The sequence below is a fragment of the Deferribacter autotrophicus genome, assembly GCF_008362905.1.
Taxonomy (GTDB): Bacteria; Chrysiogenota; Deferribacteres; order Deferribacterales; family Deferribacteraceae; genus Deferribacter; species Deferribacter autotrophicus.
This window is the reverse complement of sequence record NZ_VFJB01000004.1, coordinates 345,628-362,500: the sequence shown is the minus strand read 5'-3', so window position 1 is coordinate 362,500 and position 16,873 is coordinate 345,628. Positions and strand designations below refer to the sequence as shown.

Here is a 16,873-nt window from a genome sequence, read left to right as displayed (position 1 = left end):
TAAAAATGAGATGTCTCTTTTTTGTCCATCTGAAGTAAAAAGTGCCAGGGTACCCTCCTATATGCTTGTTGGTAAAGAATTTATCAAGTCATCAACAATTGTCAAATCGTCAATTTTTGATTTAATTGTTTCAATTAATGTTTCTCTGTATACATTTAAATCAAAAGCAACTTTGAAAAGGTGAGTGATGGCGTCTAAAATTTTGCCATTGAGTTTACTTACAAATATACTTGAGTTATTGACATCAACAATAACTTCCACGAGATTGGTCGCTGGAGGGGTATCTTTTAAAATCTTTTTTGTTACAGCAGATTTTAAGAATTCAATATCAGATTTATTAAGTTTTTCTTTACCAGATTCGTGTTTAAGTTGTTTTTTGGCTTTTTCGAATTCTATGAGAAAAAAATTGTTATTAACCTTTTTTTCATCAATTCTTAAAGAGAAAATATAGTATTCACCGAAGGTTATTTCAGCATTTTCAAAAGATTCAAACTCTGGATAATCAAAAGGGATAAAACCATAATTTATGTATTTTAAATCATCATAAATCTTATCAAAAGAGAAATTATTGAGTTTGTCTATTACCTCAGTTAATAAACTAGGAAAATTACCCTCATATTTTAATTTAAAAAAGGTTAAATTTCCTTTCAATAATCCCATAATCCCTCCAAAGAGAACTTTAATAGATAAAAAAGAGAAAATAAGCAATGATTTTTTTAAAAAAGTTGATTTTTTCAGTAAAACTGGTATCTATATTTGCTTTCAGTATAAAAAATAACTAAAAAGGAGGATATAATGGCAGTTGAAAGAACTCTTGCAATAATTAAACCTGATGCAGTGAAGATGGGTGTGAGTGGAAAGATTATTCAAAGAATTGAGGATGAAGGTTTTAAGATTGTTGGTATGAAAAAAATTTGGATGAGTAAAGAGGTGGCAAAGGGTTTTTATTACGTTCATAAAGAAAAACCATTTTTTGAAGCTTTGACAGATTTTATGAGCTCTGGACCTGCTATTGTTATGGTATTAGAAAAAGAGAATGCTATCAAAGATTGGAGAAAGTTGATGGGTGCTACAAACCCTGCTGATGCAGAGGAAGGGACTCTTAGAAAAGAGTTTGGTAGAAATATTGATAACAATGCTGTTCATGGATCTGATGCTCCTGAAACTGCTGCATTTGAAATAGGTTATTTCTTTTCACAAATTGAACTTGTGTAAAAATGTGTAAATGAGAGTGCGAGTTTAGATGTGGGGAAGGGCAGACTTATGTGTTTGCCCTTCATTTAGATTTTTTTATTGTAATTGATATTACAAGTCAGTTGCTGGACTTTTTTAACATGTTGACTGACTTAAGGTTTTTGAGGTGATGATATGAAGTATATGAGTACAAGAGGAAAAGTAAAAGGGATAAATTTTCAAGATGCTGTATTGATGGGGCTTGCGGATGACGGCGGCCTTTTAATTCCAGAAGAAATACCTTTTATGAGTATAAATGAAATAGAAGCTTTGAAGGATAAAAGTTATCAAGAATTGGCTTTAGCCATTATGAAAAAATATATTTCCGATATAGGCGAAACTACTCTTGAGAAGATAGTTTTTAAAAGTTATGAGGCGTTTGATGATGAGAGGGTTGTGCCTGTTATAAAACTTGGTGACTTTTATCTTTCAGAGCTATTCCATGGTCCTACTTATGCATTTAAAGATGTGGCTTTACAATTTTTGGGTAATCTCTTTGAGTACATACTTGATCAAAGAAATGATTACCTCAATATAATTGGTGCGACAAGCGGTGATACAGGCAGTGCTGCTATTTATGGCGTAAGAGGTAAAAAAGGTATAAAGATTTTTATTTTGCATCCAAAAGGTAGAGTTAGTAGGATGCAAGAATTACAGATGACGACTGTTTTAGATGATAATGTGTTTAATATTGCTGTGGAAGGGACCTTTGATGATTGTCAATATATTGTGAAAGAGATCTTTTCTGATGTAGAATTTAAGAGAGAACATCATTTAGGTTCAATTAATTCAATAAATTGGGCTAGAGTATTGGCTCAAATAGTTTATTATTTCTATTCTTATTTTCAGACTGATGCAGCTGATTCAATGTCTAAAGTTAACATTGTTGTTCCAACAGGAAATTTTGGAAATATCCTTGCAGGCTTTTATGCTAAAAGAATGGGACTGCCTATAAATAAACTTGTTATTGCCACAAACGAAAATAATATCTTGTATCGTTTTGTTAAAGAAGGTGATTACAGCATTAAGAATGTAGTTCAGACATATTCTCCTTCCATGGATATTCAGATTGCCAGCAATTTTGAAAGGTTTTTATTTTATCTTTTTGAAGAGGATGCAGATAAAGTTAGAAAAAGCATGGAACAGCTTAAAGTAGAGAAAAAAATCTTTTTCAATGATGAGTTAATGGAAAAAGTTCGAGAAGTTTTTGATGCTACTTCGACTTCTAATGAAAGAAATCTGGAAGTTATCAAAGAGATTTATGAAAAATATAAATACATTGTGGATCCCCATACTGCCTGTGGTATAGATGCGGTATTGAAGTTGAAAAACATTTACGATGAACCTTTCATTGCAATGTCTACAGCGCATCCTGCTAAATTTATTGATTCTGTTGTTAAAGCGATAGGCGTTAAGCCTGAAATACCAAGGGGGCTCAGGGAATTAGAAGATAAAGAAAAAAGAGTATATGAGCTTGATGCTAATGTGAATCTTGTAAAAAAATTTATTGAAAAGAATCTGTAAATGGGAAAGACAAGTATAGAAAGGTATAATTTTAATCTTGATGAATCGTTAATAGCTCAATTCCCTGCTGATAAAAGGGGGGAATCAAGACTATTAGTTGTTAATAGAGCTTCTGCTACATTTAATGATATGAAATTTAAAGATATTGTATCATTGATTGATTCGGATTCATTTTTAGTGGTTAACAATACAAAGGTTTTAAAAGCAAGGCTTTTTGGAAAGAAAAAGTCTGGTGGAAGGATTGAAGTTTTACTCCTGGAGCAATTAGATAACAAGAAGTTTAGAGCTATGATTGGGGGGAAATGGAAAAGAGAAGATGAAATTTATATAGATGAATTTAAAATTGCTGCAACGGGTAGAGATGCTGAAGGTCTTGTTATTGTAGATTTTTTAGAAAACGATCCTTTTATGGTAATGGAGCAAAAAGGTCATATTCCTTTGCCCCCTTATATAAAAAGGAGTGATACGGAAATAGATCAAGAAAGGTATAATACAGTTTATTCAAAGAACTACGGTTCAGTAGCTGCTCCAACTGCTGGTTTGCATTTCACAAATGAAATTTTAAAGGCATTAAAAGAGAAGGGGGTAGAAATCCTCGAGATAACCTTGAATGTGGGGCTTGGCACCTTTAGGCCTATAAAAACTGAATTTATAGAAGATCATCAAATGCATAGTGAAAATTTTACTATTGATAGTGATGTGGCTACACGTATCAATAAGCTTAAAAATGAAGGGAAAAAATTGATTGCTGTGGGAACTACTGTAGTGAGGGCACTGGAATCAGCAGCGTCTGATGATGGAGTAGTGCGAGAAGCTAAAAATCAGTCAACGAACCTTTTTATTAAGGAAGGGTATAGATTTAAAATTGTTGATAAACTGATTACAAACTTTCATTTGCCAAAGTCAACTCTTTTTATACTTGTAACAGCATTTGGTGGCTATGATCTTATAATGAATGCTTATAAACATGCCATGAAAAATAGATATAGATTTTTCAGTTATGGCGATGCAATGTTTGTGGAGTAGATGAGGTTTATATGTTTAGGTTCACGTTAGTAAAAAAAGATAAAAAAACGAAAGCAAGATTAGGCTTTTTTGAAACGTTACATGGAAAGGTGGAGACCCCCATCTTTATGCCTGTTGGAACTGCAGGCTCTGTAAAAACTGTTACTCCGGATGAATTAAAGGATGTGGGAGCACAAATTATCCTTGGCAATACATATCATCTTCACTTGAGACCTGGTGAAGATGTGGTAAACCATTTTGGGGGACTTCATAAATTTATTAGGTGGGACAGACCGATTTTAACAGATAGCGGTGGATTTCAAGTATTTAGCCTTGCTGAGTTGAAAAATATTACAGAGGAAGGTGTAACCTTCAGATCTCATCTTGATGGACATAAGATTTTTCTAACACCTGAAAAGTCGATAGAAATTCAATCAAAACTTGGTTCTGATATTATGATGGTACTTGATGAATGTGTGCCATATCCTTGTGAAAAGGAGTATGTGAAAAAGTCCATTAAATTGACAACAAGATGGGCCAAAAGATGTAAAGAGGCAAAGAAGAATCAGTGGCAGGCACTTTTTGGGATTGTTCAAGGTGGAGTATACGAAGACTTGAGGAAACAAAGTGCAGAGGAGATTGTGGAGATAGGTTTTGACGGTTATGCCATAGGTGGACTTAGTGTTGGAGAAGAAAATCGATTGATGTATGACATCACTGACTTTACAACAGATTATTTACCTGAAGATAGGCCAAGGTATCTAATGGGTGTGGGTACTCCTGAGGATATTCTTGAATGCGTATCAAGGGGTGTGGATATGTTTGACTGTGTTATGCCTACGAGAAATGCAAGGAACGGGTTACTTTTCACAAGTTATGGGAAGCTTCATATTAAAAGAGAACAGTGGAAATTATCAGATAAACCGATAGATGAGAATTGTAATTGCTATACTTGTAAAAACTTTTCAAGAGGGTATTTGCGTCATCTGTTTAAAGCTGGTGAGATTTTAGCTTTGCGATTAAATACCATACACAACTTACACTTTTATATTTCTCTTGTAAAAGATATCAGAAATGCTATAAGGAAAGAGTGTTTTGAAGAGTTTAAAAAGGAAAAACTAGAGATGTTTAAAATAGGAGGAGATAATGTTTGAATCAATAGCTTATGCAGCAGGCGGGCAACAAGCACAGAATCCGATAGCAGCGTTTCTACCACTTATACTGATTTTTGTGATATTTTATTTTTTGTTGATAAGGCCTCAGCAAAAAAGACAGAAACAGCATCAACAAATGATTGAATCTTTAAAGGCTGGAGATGAAATCATAACATCCGGTGGGATTTATGGAAAAATCGATAGGGTATTGGATCAAAATACTTTTTTAGTAGAAATTGCTAATGGGGTAAAGGTGAAACTGGTTAAGAGTGCAGTATCTGCTAAAGTTAACTCTGGAGTGGAAAATAAATAACAAAGGAGCATAAAAGACCATGAAGTACAAATTGAGATGGGCTATTATATTTATTGTAATAGTAGGAGCTTTGATATCCCTTTTCCCTTTAAATGAAAAAATCAAGCTTGGTTTGGATTTAAGAGGCGGGATGTATGTCCTTCTTGGAGTAGATGTTGATAAAGCTGTTGAGGCTAAGCTAGATACCCTTGTGACTCAGATAAAAAAGGATTTACGTGGGGAGAAAGTTGGTTTCAATTTTGTAAGAAAAGAGAACGGAAAGATTATTGTAGCTTTAAAGGATAATTCCCTGGATAAAGTAAAGGAAATAATAAATAAACATTATCCAATTTTGAAAGAGTCTGGACTTGGAAATGCGGATAATGTGATCGAATTTACTTTAGATCCTAAAGAAGTTGAGAGGATTAAAGATTATGCTGTGGAGCAAGCTGCACAGGTAATAAGGAATAGAGTAGATCAGTTTGGTGTAGCTGAGCCGATAATTCAAAGGCAAGGGAAGACAAATATATTGGTTCAATTACCAGGTATAAATGATCCTGATAGAGCTATAAAGCTTATAGGTAAAACAGCACAGCTAAAATTTCACCTTGTAGATGATACTGTAACTATTTCTGATATTCAGTCAGGGAATGTTCCTTTTGATGATATTATTTTATACCAGAAGGTAATTGATAAAAGAACTGGTAAAATTGTTCAGAATACTCCTTTTGCCCTTAAAAGGGATGCGGTTCTTACAGGAGATTATTTAGTAGACGCAGAAGTAAGGATCTCTTCTCAGTTTAATGAGCCTTATGTGTGGATAAAATTTGATAGTGCTGGTAGTAGGTTGTTTGAAGAAATTACAAGGAATAATGTGGGGAAAAGACTTGCCATCGTCCTTGATAATAATGTCTATTCAGCACCTGTAATCAGAGAAGCCATTGCTGGTGGTGAAGCTCAAATTACAGGTAACTTTACTATGGAGGAGGCAAAAGATCTGGCCATTGTTTTAAGGGCAGGTAGCTTGCCAGCCCCTGTAAAGATATTGGAAAACAGAACCGTGGGTCCATCTCTTGGAAAAGATTCTATACAAAAAGGTATTACTGCATCTATTATTGGGTTTGTTTTAGTTGTGCTTTTTATGGCGGTATATTACAGGTTTGCAGGTGTAATTGCTGATATCGCACTATTTTTAAACTTTATAATAATTCTTGGCGTTATGGGGATGTTTAAAGCAACACTTACTTTGCCAGGTATTGCCGGTTTAATATTGACAATCGGTATGTCAGTTGATGCTAACGTCTTGATATTTGAGAGGATTAGAGAAGAAGTGAGATTGGGTAGGACTGCTTTGAGTGCCATAGAAGCTGGATTTGAAAAGGCTATGTCCACAATCCTTGATGCAAACATTACTACACTTATTGCTGCTATTGTATTATTCCAATTTGGTACTGGCCCTGTAAAGGGTTTTGCTGTGACTCTATCAATAGGTATTCTTGCATCGATGTTTACTGCTATTTTTGTAAGTAAAACTATATTTCTTCAGCTCTATGAATCAAAAGAAAATAGAAAGTTAAGTATTTAAGGAGATTGGCGATGTTTGAGATAATAAAGCCTGGCACAAAAATTGATTTTATGGGTAAAGCTAGACTATTTTTCCTCGTCTCTGGTGTAGCAGTGCTTTTAAGTATAATTTTAATTTTCACAAAAGGGTTTAATTTAGGTATAGATTTTGCAGGTGGTACTGTAGTACAGGTCAAATTTGAAAAGGCTCCTCAACTGGATGTTTTGAGAAAAAATATAAAAAAGCTAAATCTTGGTGATGTAGTAATACAGAATTTTGGTAACGACAGGGAAGTGTTAATCAGGATAGAAAAAAGTGATAAAGATTTGAATATGGTGGCAAATGATGTAAAAAAGGTTCTATCTGAAACTTTTAAAGATAATAAATTTCAGGTTGATAGGGTTGAGCAGGTTGGGCCTCAAGTTGGGTCAGAACTGAAGAGAAAGGCTACTTTAGCTGTTATTTATGCATTAATCGGTATTTTGATATATGTTACAATAAGGTTTGAGTTCATATTTTCTGTTGGGGCTGTTTTGGCTCTTTTTCATGATGTGATTATAACTCTTGGCGTATTTTCTTTTGCAGGCAAAGAGATCAACCTTCCGATAGTGGCTGCGGTTCTTACCATTGTTGGTTATTCTTTAAATGATACTATTGTGGTTTATGATAGAATCAGGGAAAGAATAAAGGCTTCTGCTGGGAAATTTTCTTTTTCAGAGCTTATAAACAGAAGTATTAATGAAACTTTGAGCAGGACTTTATTGACATCATTTACAACCTTTTTAGCAGTACTTGCTCTTTATATTTTTGGAAGTGAAGTTATTAGAAATTTTGCTTTTTCATTGCTGATAGGAATAATCGTTGGTACATACTCATCCATCGGGATAGCTAGTAGTTTAGTTTATACGATAAAAAAGGATAAATAATTTTTATCTCTGAATTCTGATGAGAGAGGGGGAATCTCCTCTCTCATATAACCTTTAAAAGTTCTTTTTTTATTTGATCTAAATATTCATTGTTATCTATTTTCTTATTGTGTTCATCTGTAATATAGAATGAGTCAACCACTCTGTCCACATCTGTTGAAATTTTAGCTTTTTGCACATTAATTTTTAGTTTTTCAAAAACAGTCAAGATGTCATATAAAAGTCCAATTTTATCTTCTGTGAAGATATCTATTACCGTAAAAACAGATGATATTTCATTATCGAAAACGACCTTTTTATTGATAGCTTTTGGTATCTTTTTCTTAAAAAATGGAGCAGGTGCTTTTTTGATCAATGCATCCACAGAAATTTTGTTTGTTATAGCATCCCTAATAGTTTCTGAAATTTTATCACATTTTTTTGCTATAAAATTGAGTGGTTCTTTAGAGCTTGAAACTTGAATTGTGTCCATTACGATATTGTTATTAAAAGTAAATATTTGAGCACCAAGAATGTTGAGTCCAAAGTATGCAAATACTCCTGAAAGTTTCTTCAATAAACCTAAAAAGTCATAAGTACAAATGCTAAATTCAAGACAGTTTAAATCTTCTCTTATATTATGAGAAATAATGACTTTAGTATCAGGTGTAAGTCTTTTTATCATCTGCAGGTGTCTGATAATATGCTTTACCTTGTAAGTGAAAATGTACTCAGAATCTAATTTATTTATCATTGATTTTAGTATGTTATCTGTTATTCTTTCGTAAAGTTTTCTACGTTTTATATCCACGATTTTGTTAAACTCACTGATGAGATTTTCTTTTTCCATTGCTGTAACTGATTTTAAGTAAAGTTCAGTCAAAAGTGTACTTTTCCATTCATTAAATAGTTCTCCACCAACGGCATTCATATCGGCATATGTTAAAAGATAAAGAAGATGCAACTCATCTTCATTGTTTAAAAAACTGATAAAATATTCAATAACTTCTATATCATGTAAATCTCTTCTTTGTGATATATGACTCATAAGGAGGTGGTGTTCTACCATATTAGAAACTGTATCTATATCATCCTGATGAAGTCCAAGCCTTTGGCAAATGGTTTGAGACATCTTTGCCCCAACAAGGGAATGATTATGCCCCTGCCCTTTACCAATATCGTGAAGAAGAATAGAAAGTGCTAAAAGGTCCTTTCTCTTCAACTTCCTGAATGCTTCCAGGTAATTACTTTTGAAGGGGTGATTGGAGGTTATAAGATCATCAATGAATTTTAAGGCTAAAATGGTGTGCTCATCAACCGTGTAATGATGATATAAATCGTACTGAACTCGGCATACAATGTCATTGAATTCAGGAATAAATTTTTGCAAAACACCTGTATATAGCATATTTTTTACAATTTTTGATGAGTATGGAAAAGTGGATATCCTTTTTATAAAAAGAGTTCCATATTTTTTTAGATATGTTTCGTCAATCAGGTGAAGGTTAGCTTTAATTACTTCAACGAGTTTATCAGAAAGCTTTAAGTTTTTTAGGGCTGAAATATAAAAAACGTTAATCATTAGCTCAGGATATTTGGTGAAAATTTCTCTGTCATCTGTGGTTATAAGATTGTTATACTGTATAAGATTGTAACCTAATTTTCTAAAAGTTACCTTTTTGTGTGTTTTAGCGAATACTATCTCGTTTAAAGCTTTTTCAATGACCTTTTTTGTGACTCTATGAATGTTTCTAGCATTTATATAATAATCACGTAAAAAGTGTTCAACATTCAGTGTGAGTGAAGTGGATATGTAGCCAAGTTCGTTTGCAATTTCTTTTTGTGCTTCGAGGGTTAAGACATCATATTTTCTTTTAAAAAAGTAATGCAGTTCATTCCTTACTTTAAATATAAACTCGATACCTTTCATCAAATCATCGAAATCTTCGATTGTTATTATCCCTTTTTTAATCAAGTTGTTTAGACTATTACTGCTGTAAAGTATTTTGTTAATCCAGCATATAAAGTTGTAATCCCTTATTCCTCCCTGCCCTTCTTTTATATTTGGCTCCAATTTGTAAATAGAGTCTCTAAATTTCTGTGAGCGCTGCCTGGCTGTATTGATATGTTCCATTAAAAAGTTTAGTTTGCCTTTTTCAAGAATATATGATTTAACCACATCTTTATATTTTTGGTAAATCTCTTCACTACCACAAAGATAGTTGAAATCGATTAGTGCTGTTTTTTCTACAGTATCAAGTTTTTTGTGTTTTTTTATATCTGATAAGGATTTAATCTGGATTCCGGGATTTAAATTTGTATCCCATAATAGTGTAGTAAAGTCTGAAATAAATTGTTGTTCTGAATTACTTAACTGTTTTTTGTGTAAAATTAAAATATCAATGTCAGAAAAAGGGGACATCTGTTCCCTTGCAAAACTACCTAAGGATAAAAAAGTTATGTTTTCGAGTGGAAAATTGAGTTGGTCGATAATCTGTTTTATTACATTTTTTGATAGATCTGTTATTTTAAAAAGAAGCTGCCATGATGTGGGAAATGTTTTTCTTTCATCTTTAATTTCATGCCACTTTTCCCAATAATATGTTTTGATGTCGACAATGCTTTTCATCAATTAAAAACCATGTTATGTAAATAAATATTTTTTATCTTTTCTTTTCCATATTTTAATTCTAATGCCCTTTTTATTTGTTCTTTAAAAAATCTTTTTCCGTTTGGAGTGGATAAATCTGAAGTTTTAAAATTTGTCATCACATCAGCAATAGTGTATACAGTTTGTTCACGATTTTTAGCCAATAACTTTGTAGTGCTTTTATCTTCAGTTTCAATGTATAAATCAACTTTAATATGTCTGTTATTCATATCAGCACTTGATGCAACAATATTTTCAATAAAAACACCATAATTTTCACCAATTTTAACTACTTTTACCTTAAATTTTTCATAAATAGTCTTGCGCTTAAATTTAATATTGGATACAACAGGCTCAAAAGAAATATCAAATGAGTTTTTTAAAATTAACAAAATAACTATTGCTATTATGACAATTGCCAAAATTATAGTAAGTTTTTTCATACAAAAAATAATAGCATATTTTTTTCATAAAAAAAAGCGCCTTTACAGGCGCAAAAACTATTGTATATTGACAACCTACAGGGGACATTTATATTGATTATTTTTTAAATAAAAAGTTCAAGGGAAATTATGAATAGGGTTTATTTTCATACATTTGGATGTAAAGTAAATATTTCAGAAGTGGAACAGCTGAGAGACAAAGCATTAAAGAAGGGACTGCTTTGTGTTGATAGGCTGGATGATGCTGATATTGTTATTATAAATAGCTGTGCAGTTACTCAAAATGCAGAGAAAAAGTGCAGAGATTTCATTAAAAAAATCAAAAGAAATTATGACAAAAAAGTAGTTGTTACAGGTTGTTTTGCAAGTGTTCTTGATGATGAGTCAAAACAGTATGTTGACTTAGTTGTAGAAAATGCTGAGAAGTTGCAAGTTTTGGATAAAATATCCTTATATTTTGATTTAGAATATTGTTCATCTTTTGAGAACATGGCGAGAGTATCTGGCTATGATAAAACAAGAGCTTTTTTAAAAATACAGGATGGTTGTGATTCTTTCTGTTCATATTGCATAATACCATATCTGAGAGGTAAACCAAAAAGCAAAAGGGTTGATGAGGTTTTGGAAGAACTTGATCATCTGATTAGTCGAGGGTTTAAAGAGATTGTGCTGGTGGGGATTCATATTGGTAAATATGGGCAGGATATTGGAGTTGATTTGAAATACTTGCTTGAGAGAATAATTCAAAGGTTGAGTAATGGTGTGAGAATAAGGCTTTCTTCGTTGGATGTGGGGGAAATAGATGATGAACTTATAGATATGGTTAAGAATTCTAATGGGAAAATTTGCAATCATTTTCACATATCATTACAAAGTGGCTCTGATAAGATATTAAAGGCAATGAATAGAAATTATTGTAGAGAAGATTTTATTAAAATTTGCAATAGGATAAAAGAGAATATAGATGATGCAAGGATAGGTTCTGATGTAATTGTGGGCTTTCCAGGTGAAACGGATGAAGATTTTGAAGATACAATTGACGCTATAGTTAATGGAGGGGTGGATTTCTTACATGTGTTTTCATACTCCAAAAGAGAAGGTACAAAGGCTTATAATATGAGTAATCATATTCCAAAGAAAATAAAAGAGCAAAGAGCAAAGAGACTGAGAGAGATGGGAAGAACGTTGAAAGAGGAAGCGGAAAGGAAAATGGTTGGAAAGATTGTAAGTGTATTGGTTGAATCGGGTGGTGGCGGACATACAAGTAATTATCACTATGTTATAATTGATGGAGAAAATGTGAAAAGAAATGAACTGTATAAGGTTGAAATTATGGACCGAAATAAAAATGGCTTAGTGGGGGTAATCGTTGAATAAGGAGAAATTAATTATAATAGGCGGGGTTGCAGCCGGAGCAAGCGCTGCAGCGAAGGCAAGAAGAACTAACGAACATATAAAGATAAAGATTTTTGAGAAGAATGGTTATGTCTCTTATGCTAATTGTGGATTACCATATTACATCGGTGGTACAATAAATAAACGTAAAAGCCTTTTACTGCATACTACCAAAACATTAGGGAAAAGATTTAATGCGGATATCTTAGTAAATCATGAGGTATTAGAGATTGATGCTAAAAGGAAAGTTGTTTCAGTCAGAAATGATGAAGGAGTATTTGAAGAAAGTTTTGATAAGCTAATTATAGCTACGGGCTCAAAACCTGTTATACCTGATATAGAAGGTATTGAGGATGTCCCCTATTTTCAGATGAGGACAGTGGAAGATGTGGATGCAATTAAAAGGTTTTTAGAAGAGAAAAAACCTGAATCTGTAGCAATAATTGGTGGCGGTTATATAGGAGTTGAAGTGGCAGAGGCTATGCTCCATTGCGGTTTGATGATAAATGTTATCGAAATGGCACCATATGTTCTTCCTGGATATTCTCCTGAAATTGCACTTACAATTGAAGAAAGAATGAAAGAGGAAGGGGTAAAGCTTTTTTGTGGTAGAAAAGTAAAGAAGGTTGTCTTTGAAAATGAGAAATACAGATTATTTTTAGATGGTGATGAATTCATTGATGTTGATATGCTTTTTCTTGCTACTGGGGTAAAACCGAATGTGGAGATTGCCAAAAATACTGGAATAGAGCTTGGAGAAACTGGCGGAATACTGACAAACAGTTATATGCAAACAAACTATGATTATATATTTGCTGCAGGAGATGCAGTGGAGAAATTACACCTAATTTCAGGGAAAAAAGTGTTGTTTCCTCTAGCTGGCCCTGCAAATAGGGAAGGTAGAGTGGCTGGCTGCAATGCTGCTGGAGGTATTCTTGAGAACCCAGGAATTATTGGTACAAGTGTTGTGGGTTTTTTCGATAAGGTGGTGGCCAAAACAGGGCTGAGTTTTAAAGAAGCCTTGGAAGCGGGTTTTGATGCAGATTATGTTTACACTGAAGATCCTGATCATGCTGAGTATTATCCAGGTTTCAAGTATATTTATATGAAGACGGTATACGACAAAAAGTCTAAAAGAGTGTTGGGGGTTGAAGCAAGCGGCAGTTATGATGCTGTGAGAAAAGTAGATGTTATTGCCACTGCTCTATATGGTGGGCTTACCATTTATGATCTGGAAAATATTGATTTTTGTTATGCCCCACCTTTTGGCTCAGCCAGAGATAATATTAACAAAGCAGGATTTGTGGCTGCAAATCAAGATAGGGGTGAAGGGTACGGTATAAAGCCAGATTATTTTCTTGATTTGATGATGAAAGATGACTCATTACAGGTTATTGATGTGCGCACAAAATTGGAGTATAATGCGTATAGAATTGATAGAGCAAAAAATATTTATGTAAATGATATAAGAGATAAGCTGGATGAAATTGATAAAACAAGACCTGTTTATCTCTACTGTGCTGTTGGATTCAGGGGTTATCTTGCTACAAGATTTTTGAGGAATCTTGGATATGAAGCGTACAATGTTTTGGGTGGAATAGAAAGTATAATAAGATTTAAAAATTTATAAGGAGGAGTCATGAAAGTTGTTTTGAAGACAGAAATCCCCGATTTGAAACTAATAGGTAGGGGGAAGGTCAGGGATATTTATGATCTGGGGAATTACCTTTTAATTGTGACAACTGATAGAATTTCTGCTTTTGATGTGATTTTGCCAAATGGGATTCCTTATAAGGGGTATGTGTTGACTCAACTTTCGAAATTTTGGTTTGAAAAAACATCTCATATTGTAAAGAATCACCTTGTTACCACTGATATAGATGAAATGCCTGAAGTTTGTAAAAAATATAAAGATATACTTGAAGGTAGAAGCATGCTTGTAGAAAAGGCAAAAGCTTACCCAGTAGAATGTGTTGTAAGGGGGTATATCACAGGCTCTGCTTGGAAAGATTATCTGAAAACTGGCAAAGTTTGCGGAATATCGTTACCGGAAGGTTTGAAGGAGTCCCAAAAGATAGAGCCACCTATCTTTACTCCAGCTACAAAGGCTGAGGTTGGTGAGCATGATGAGAATATTTCTTTTGATGAAATGGCCCTTAAAATAGGGGATGAGACTGCTAAAAAGCTGAGAGATTATGCAATAGAAATATACAATTACTGTTCAAAAATTGCTGAAGAGAAAGGGATTATAATCGCTGATACAAAGATGGAATTTGGTGAAAAAGATGGTGAAATAATATTGATTGATGAACTACTAACACCCGACTCTTCACGATTCTGGTTTAAGGAAAATTATGAGGTGGGTAAGCCACAGGAGAGTATGGACAAACAATTTGTAAGAAATTATCTTGAGACACTTGATTGGGATAAGAAGGCTCCTGGGCCAGAACTTCCTGAAGATATTATCGAGCAAACATCGAAAAGATATCTTGAGATAATGGAAATTCTTACAAAATAAATGATAAAAAAGCTAAATATTTTTATATTTGCCATTGTAGTAGCTTTAGTACTTTCATCCTGTTCAACAAAAGTCAGGGTGAAAGTACTTGTCCCTCCTCAAAATCTCCAAGTTGCAAAAATCAAAAAGGTCGCAGTGTTAGATTTTGATGGAAATGACGGAACTTCTTTCGCTAACTTTTTAGAGTCTACACTGGCTTCTATTTATGTTGATGAAAACCCCTATTTTGATGTCGTTGAAAGACGTAACATGACCAAACTATTTGATGAAGTTAAGTTTCAGACTTCTGGTATGGTAGCTGAAAATGTTGTTAAAGCTGGTAAACTTATTGGTGCCGAGGGTGTATTTTTTGGGACGGCTAGTAAAAGGTTTGAAAAGGTATTTTATACAAAGAAGGTATATACTTGCATAAAAATGGATAAAAAAAGACGTTGTATTGAATATAAACCTGTTAGAGTAAAGTGTTTGAAAAGAGTATTAAATTATACGGTAGTGCCAAAATTAGTGGAAGTATCAAGTGGAAAAATTATTTATTCAAAAGTTTTGAGGAGTGAAAAGGATTTTAAGTTGTGTGAGGGGGAAAAGCAGGAATTTACAGATAGTGATTTACTTTTTTCTGCAAGAAATGTTGTCTTAAATGAAATTAAGAAAGATATTGCACCGTATTATGTAAATCAGTTAGTTGAGATTATGGATGAAGATGAGGGGTTAAAAAGTGGAAATCTTGAAAAACAGTTTGAAGGTGCAGTAGAGTTTGCTAAAAGTGGACGTTTTGACAGAGCGTGCAAAATATGGGAGGAGCTTTTAAATAAGAGAAAAACGGTAGCAATTTATTATAATCTTGGAGTATGTAGCGAAGTTTATGGAAGACTTAATACAGCTCTTGAGTATTATATAAAGGCTGATAATCTTTTAATAAAACCTGATGAAATGGTTAATGAGTCCCTTTTGAGAATTAAAAGAAAATTAAAAGATAGAAAAATACTACAAAAGCTGAGTAATAGATAGTTGTATCCAAAAATTCCATACGCTTGTCAGTGGACTTCTCGTGCTCAAAAAAGGGTATATCTGACTATAGTTAGATGATTTAAATTTTTTGCTCTCAGTTTTCAGCAGCAAAGTTTAAAAAACTGATGAACAATTCAATAATTTTATGCTATATTATCTTGCTTAATGTTTGTTATCACTTTAAAGATACTAAATACAATTAGTTATATGTTTGCGGTAAATGTATTTTATTTTATAAAGAAAGCAGTCTTGATATAAAATTTACGTGCATTAAGTTATTATTATTGGAAATTAGATAGAGAGTTGATTAGATTATATTTAAGGAGAATAAAGCCATGAGATTAAGTATTAAGGCAAAGATTATTACATTAATGGTTATCTCAATTTGTCTTTTGATAGGAGTTGTGGCTTTCATTAATATGAAAAACTCAAATAAAAGTATCAGGAAAATATCTAAGGAACTGTTCAAACAAGTAGATAATATGGTAGAAGGGCAAGTTAAGATAAAGCTTGATGATTTGTATGTAACAGTAAAAACTGTGGCTGAGAATAAGTATCTTAATGAGCTTTTTGCTAAAGGGTATAGAGAACAGTTAGCAGATGAATTAAAGGATTATTATAAAGAATTAAAAACTAAATTTGGTATTACTCAGTTTCAATATCATTTGTCTCCAGCAACAAGTTTTTTACGTCTACATAACCCAAAGAAATTTGGAGACGATTTATCATCATTTAGGAAAATGGTTGTTGAGTGTAATAAAAATAAAAAAACAGTGATAGGAATTGAGGTAGGCAGGGGCGGCCCCGGATTAAGGGTGGTATATCCTATTTTTTACCATGGGGAACATATCGGCAGTGTAGAAATGGGTGGGTCGCTTCTATCAATTTTACAAAAAATTGCAAAAGTACACAATTTAGAATTTGCCGTAGGTATTTATGATGATGTTTTTAAAAGGGCAAAAAGGTTTCAAAATAAAGCTACAGATCTTGTTGTGGATAAATTGGTTTTTTACACATTTTTAGGTGATCATATTAAAGCAATAATTAAAGAGCATTACAATGAGGATAAAGTAAAACTAGCAGATGGTGTTTTTTATACTCACAAGTTGTCTTTGAAAGATTTCTCAGGAAATGAAATAGGAGTGGTATATTACGCGCATAATTTTAAGGCAGAAATTGGTG

Annotated in this window: 14 protein-coding genes and 1 pseudogene; 12 read left to right on the top strand and 3 right to left on the bottom strand. The window is 33.0% G+C overall.

Annotated elements, in window-relative coordinates; translation table 11 throughout:
* Positions 1-57 precede the first annotated feature (57 nt).
* Complete coding sequence (locus tag FHQ18_RS05890) at positions 58-660, bottom strand: hypothetical protein (RefSeq protein ID WP_149266237.1); 603 nt, start codon at positions 658-660, stop codon at positions 58-60.
* Between the two features lie 135 nt (positions 661-795).
* Between FHQ18_RS05890 and ndk the strand changes: the two genes are divergently transcribed.
* The 7 genes from ndk (at position 796) to secF (ending at position 7,698) form a co-directional block, all read left to right on the top strand.
* Positions 796-1,215, top strand: a complete 420-nt coding sequence (gene ndk / locus FHQ18_RS05885; RefSeq protein ID WP_149266236.1) for a nucleoside-diphosphate kinase — start codon at positions 796-798, stop codon at positions 1,213-1,215.
* 153 nt (positions 1,216-1,368) lie between these two features.
* Complete coding sequence (gene thrC, locus FHQ18_RS05880; protein WP_149266235.1) at positions 1,369-2,757, top strand: threonine synthase; 1,389 nt, start codon at positions 1,369-1,371, stop codon at positions 2,755-2,757.
* Positions 2,758-3,783, top strand: coding sequence for a tRNA preQ1(34) S-adenosylmethionine ribosyltransferase-isomerase QueA (queA, locus tag FHQ18_RS05875; protein ID WP_149266234.1), 1,026 nt, complete (start codon positions 2,758-2,760; stop codon positions 3,781-3,783).
* A gap of 11 nt (positions 3,784-3,794) precedes the next feature.
* Entirely contained in the window at positions 3,795-4,916 is a 1,122-nt protein-coding gene (gene tgt / locus FHQ18_RS05870; RefSeq protein WP_149266233.1) for a tRNA guanosine(34) transglycosylase Tgt, read from the top strand.
* Positions 4,909-5,229: a preprotein translocase subunit YajC gene (gene yajC / locus FHQ18_RS05865; RefSeq protein WP_149266232.1), complete on the top strand. Its 321-nt coding sequence runs from the start codon at positions 4,909-4,911 to the stop codon at positions 5,227-5,229. The genes tgt and yajC overlap by 8 nt, the downstream gene beginning before the upstream one ends.
* 19 nt (positions 5,230-5,248) lie before the next feature.
* The gene (secD, locus tag FHQ18_RS05860) at positions 5,249-6,793 is read left to right on the top strand and encodes a protein translocase subunit SecD (RefSeq protein WP_149266231.1); all 1,545 of its coding nucleotides are present in this window, start codon (positions 5,249-5,251) and stop codon (positions 6,791-6,793) included.
* An 11-nt stretch (positions 6,794-6,804) separates the two neighbouring features.
* Positions 6,805-7,698 carry a protein translocase subunit SecF gene (secF, locus tag FHQ18_RS05855; protein WP_149266230.1) on the top strand — a complete coding sequence of 298 codons (894 nt, stop codon included), beginning with the start codon at positions 6,805-6,807 and terminating at the stop codon, positions 7,696-7,698.
* A 43-nt stretch (positions 7,699-7,741) separates the two neighbouring features.
* On the opposite strand, the gene glnD is transcribed toward secF, so the two are convergent.
* Positions 7,742-10,306 carry a [protein-PII] uridylyltransferase gene (gene glnD, locus FHQ18_RS05850; RefSeq protein ID WP_149266229.1) on the bottom strand — a complete coding sequence of 855 codons (2,565 nt, stop codon included), beginning with the start codon at positions 10,304-10,306 and terminating at the stop codon, positions 7,742-7,744.
* A complete protein-coding gene (locus tag FHQ18_RS05845) occupies positions 10,306-10,770 on the bottom strand; it encodes a flagellar basal body-associated FliL family protein (RefSeq protein WP_149266228.1) in 465 nt (154 codons plus the stop codon). Before FHQ18_RS05845 ends, glnD begins: the two co-directional genes overlap by 1 nt.
* 129 nt (positions 10,771-10,899) lie before the next feature.
* Between FHQ18_RS05845 and mtaB the strand changes: the two genes are divergently transcribed.
* The 5 genes and pseudogenes from mtaB to FHQ18_RS12965 form a co-directional block, all read left to right on the top strand.
* Positions 10,900-12,147 (top strand): tRNA (N(6)-L-threonylcarbamoyladenosine(37)-C(2))-methylthiotransferase MtaB, encoded by a 1,248-nt coding sequence (mtaB, locus tag FHQ18_RS05840; protein WP_149266227.1) that lies wholly within the window; start codon positions 10,900-10,902, stop codon positions 12,145-12,147.
* Positions 12,140-13,795: an FAD-dependent oxidoreductase gene (locus FHQ18_RS05835; protein WP_149266226.1), complete on the top strand. Its 1,656-nt coding sequence runs from the start codon at positions 12,140-12,142 to the stop codon at positions 13,793-13,795. Before mtaB ends, FHQ18_RS05835 begins: the two co-directional genes overlap by 8 nt.
* Before the next feature lie 9 nt (positions 13,796-13,804).
* A complete protein-coding gene (locus tag FHQ18_RS05830) occupies positions 13,805-14,683 on the top strand; it encodes a phosphoribosylaminoimidazolesuccinocarboxamide synthase (protein ID WP_149266225.1) in 879 nt (292 codons plus the stop codon).
* Positions 14,684-15,691 carry a tetratricopeptide repeat protein gene (locus tag FHQ18_RS05825; protein WP_149266224.1) on the top strand — a complete coding sequence of 336 codons (1,008 nt, stop codon included), beginning with the start codon at positions 14,684-14,686 and terminating at the stop codon, positions 15,689-15,691.
* Positions 15,692-16,026: 335 nt separating this feature from the next.
* Positions 16,027-16,827, top strand: a pseudogene (locus tag FHQ18_RS12965) (cache domain-containing protein); the annotation flags it as partial.
* Between the last annotated feature and the right edge of the window lie 46 nt (positions 16,828-16,873).

Coding starts and splice junctions, on each gene's coding strand:
- glnD (WP_149266229.1), bottom strand. CDS start 10,306: ATGAAAAGCATTGTCGACATCAAAACATATTATTGGGAAAAGTGGCAT.
- secF (WP_149266230.1), top strand. CDS start 6,805: ATGTTTGAGATAATAAAGCCTGGCACAAAAATTGATTTTATGGGTAAA.
- mtaB (WP_149266227.1), top strand. CDS start 10,900: ATGAATAGGGTTTATTTTCATACATTTGGATGTAAAGTAAATATTTCA.
- yajC (WP_149266232.1), top strand. CDS start 4,909: ATGTTTGAATCAATAGCTTATGCAGCAGGCGGGCAACAAGCACAGAAT.
- FHQ18_RS05825 (WP_149266224.1), top strand. CDS start 14,684: ATGATAAAAAAGCTAAATATTTTTATATTTGCCATTGTAGTAGCTTTA.
- queA (WP_149266234.1), top strand. CDS start 2,758: ATGGGAAAGACAAGTATAGAAAGGTATAATTTTAATCTTGATGAATCG.
- tgt (WP_149266233.1), top strand. CDS start 3,795: ATGTTTAGGTTCACGTTAGTAAAAAAAGATAAAAAAACGAAAGCAAGA.
- ndk (WP_149266236.1), top strand. CDS start 796: ATGGCAGTTGAAAGAACTCTTGCAATAATTAAACCTGATGCAGTGAAG.
- FHQ18_RS05830 (WP_149266225.1), top strand. CDS start 13,805: ATGAAAGTTGTTTTGAAGACAGAAATCCCCGATTTGAAACTAATAGGT.
- secD (WP_149266231.1), top strand. CDS start 5,249: ATGAAGTACAAATTGAGATGGGCTATTATATTTATTGTAATAGTAGGA.
- FHQ18_RS05890 (WP_149266237.1), bottom strand. CDS start 660: ATGGGATTATTGAAAGGAAATTTAACCTTTTTTAAATTAAAATATGAG.
- FHQ18_RS05845 (WP_149266228.1), bottom strand. CDS start 10,770: ATGAAAAAACTTACTATAATTTTGGCAATTGTCATAATAGCAATAGTT.
- thrC (WP_149266235.1), top strand. CDS start 1,369: ATGAAGTATATGAGTACAAGAGGAAAAGTAAAAGGGATAAATTTTCAA.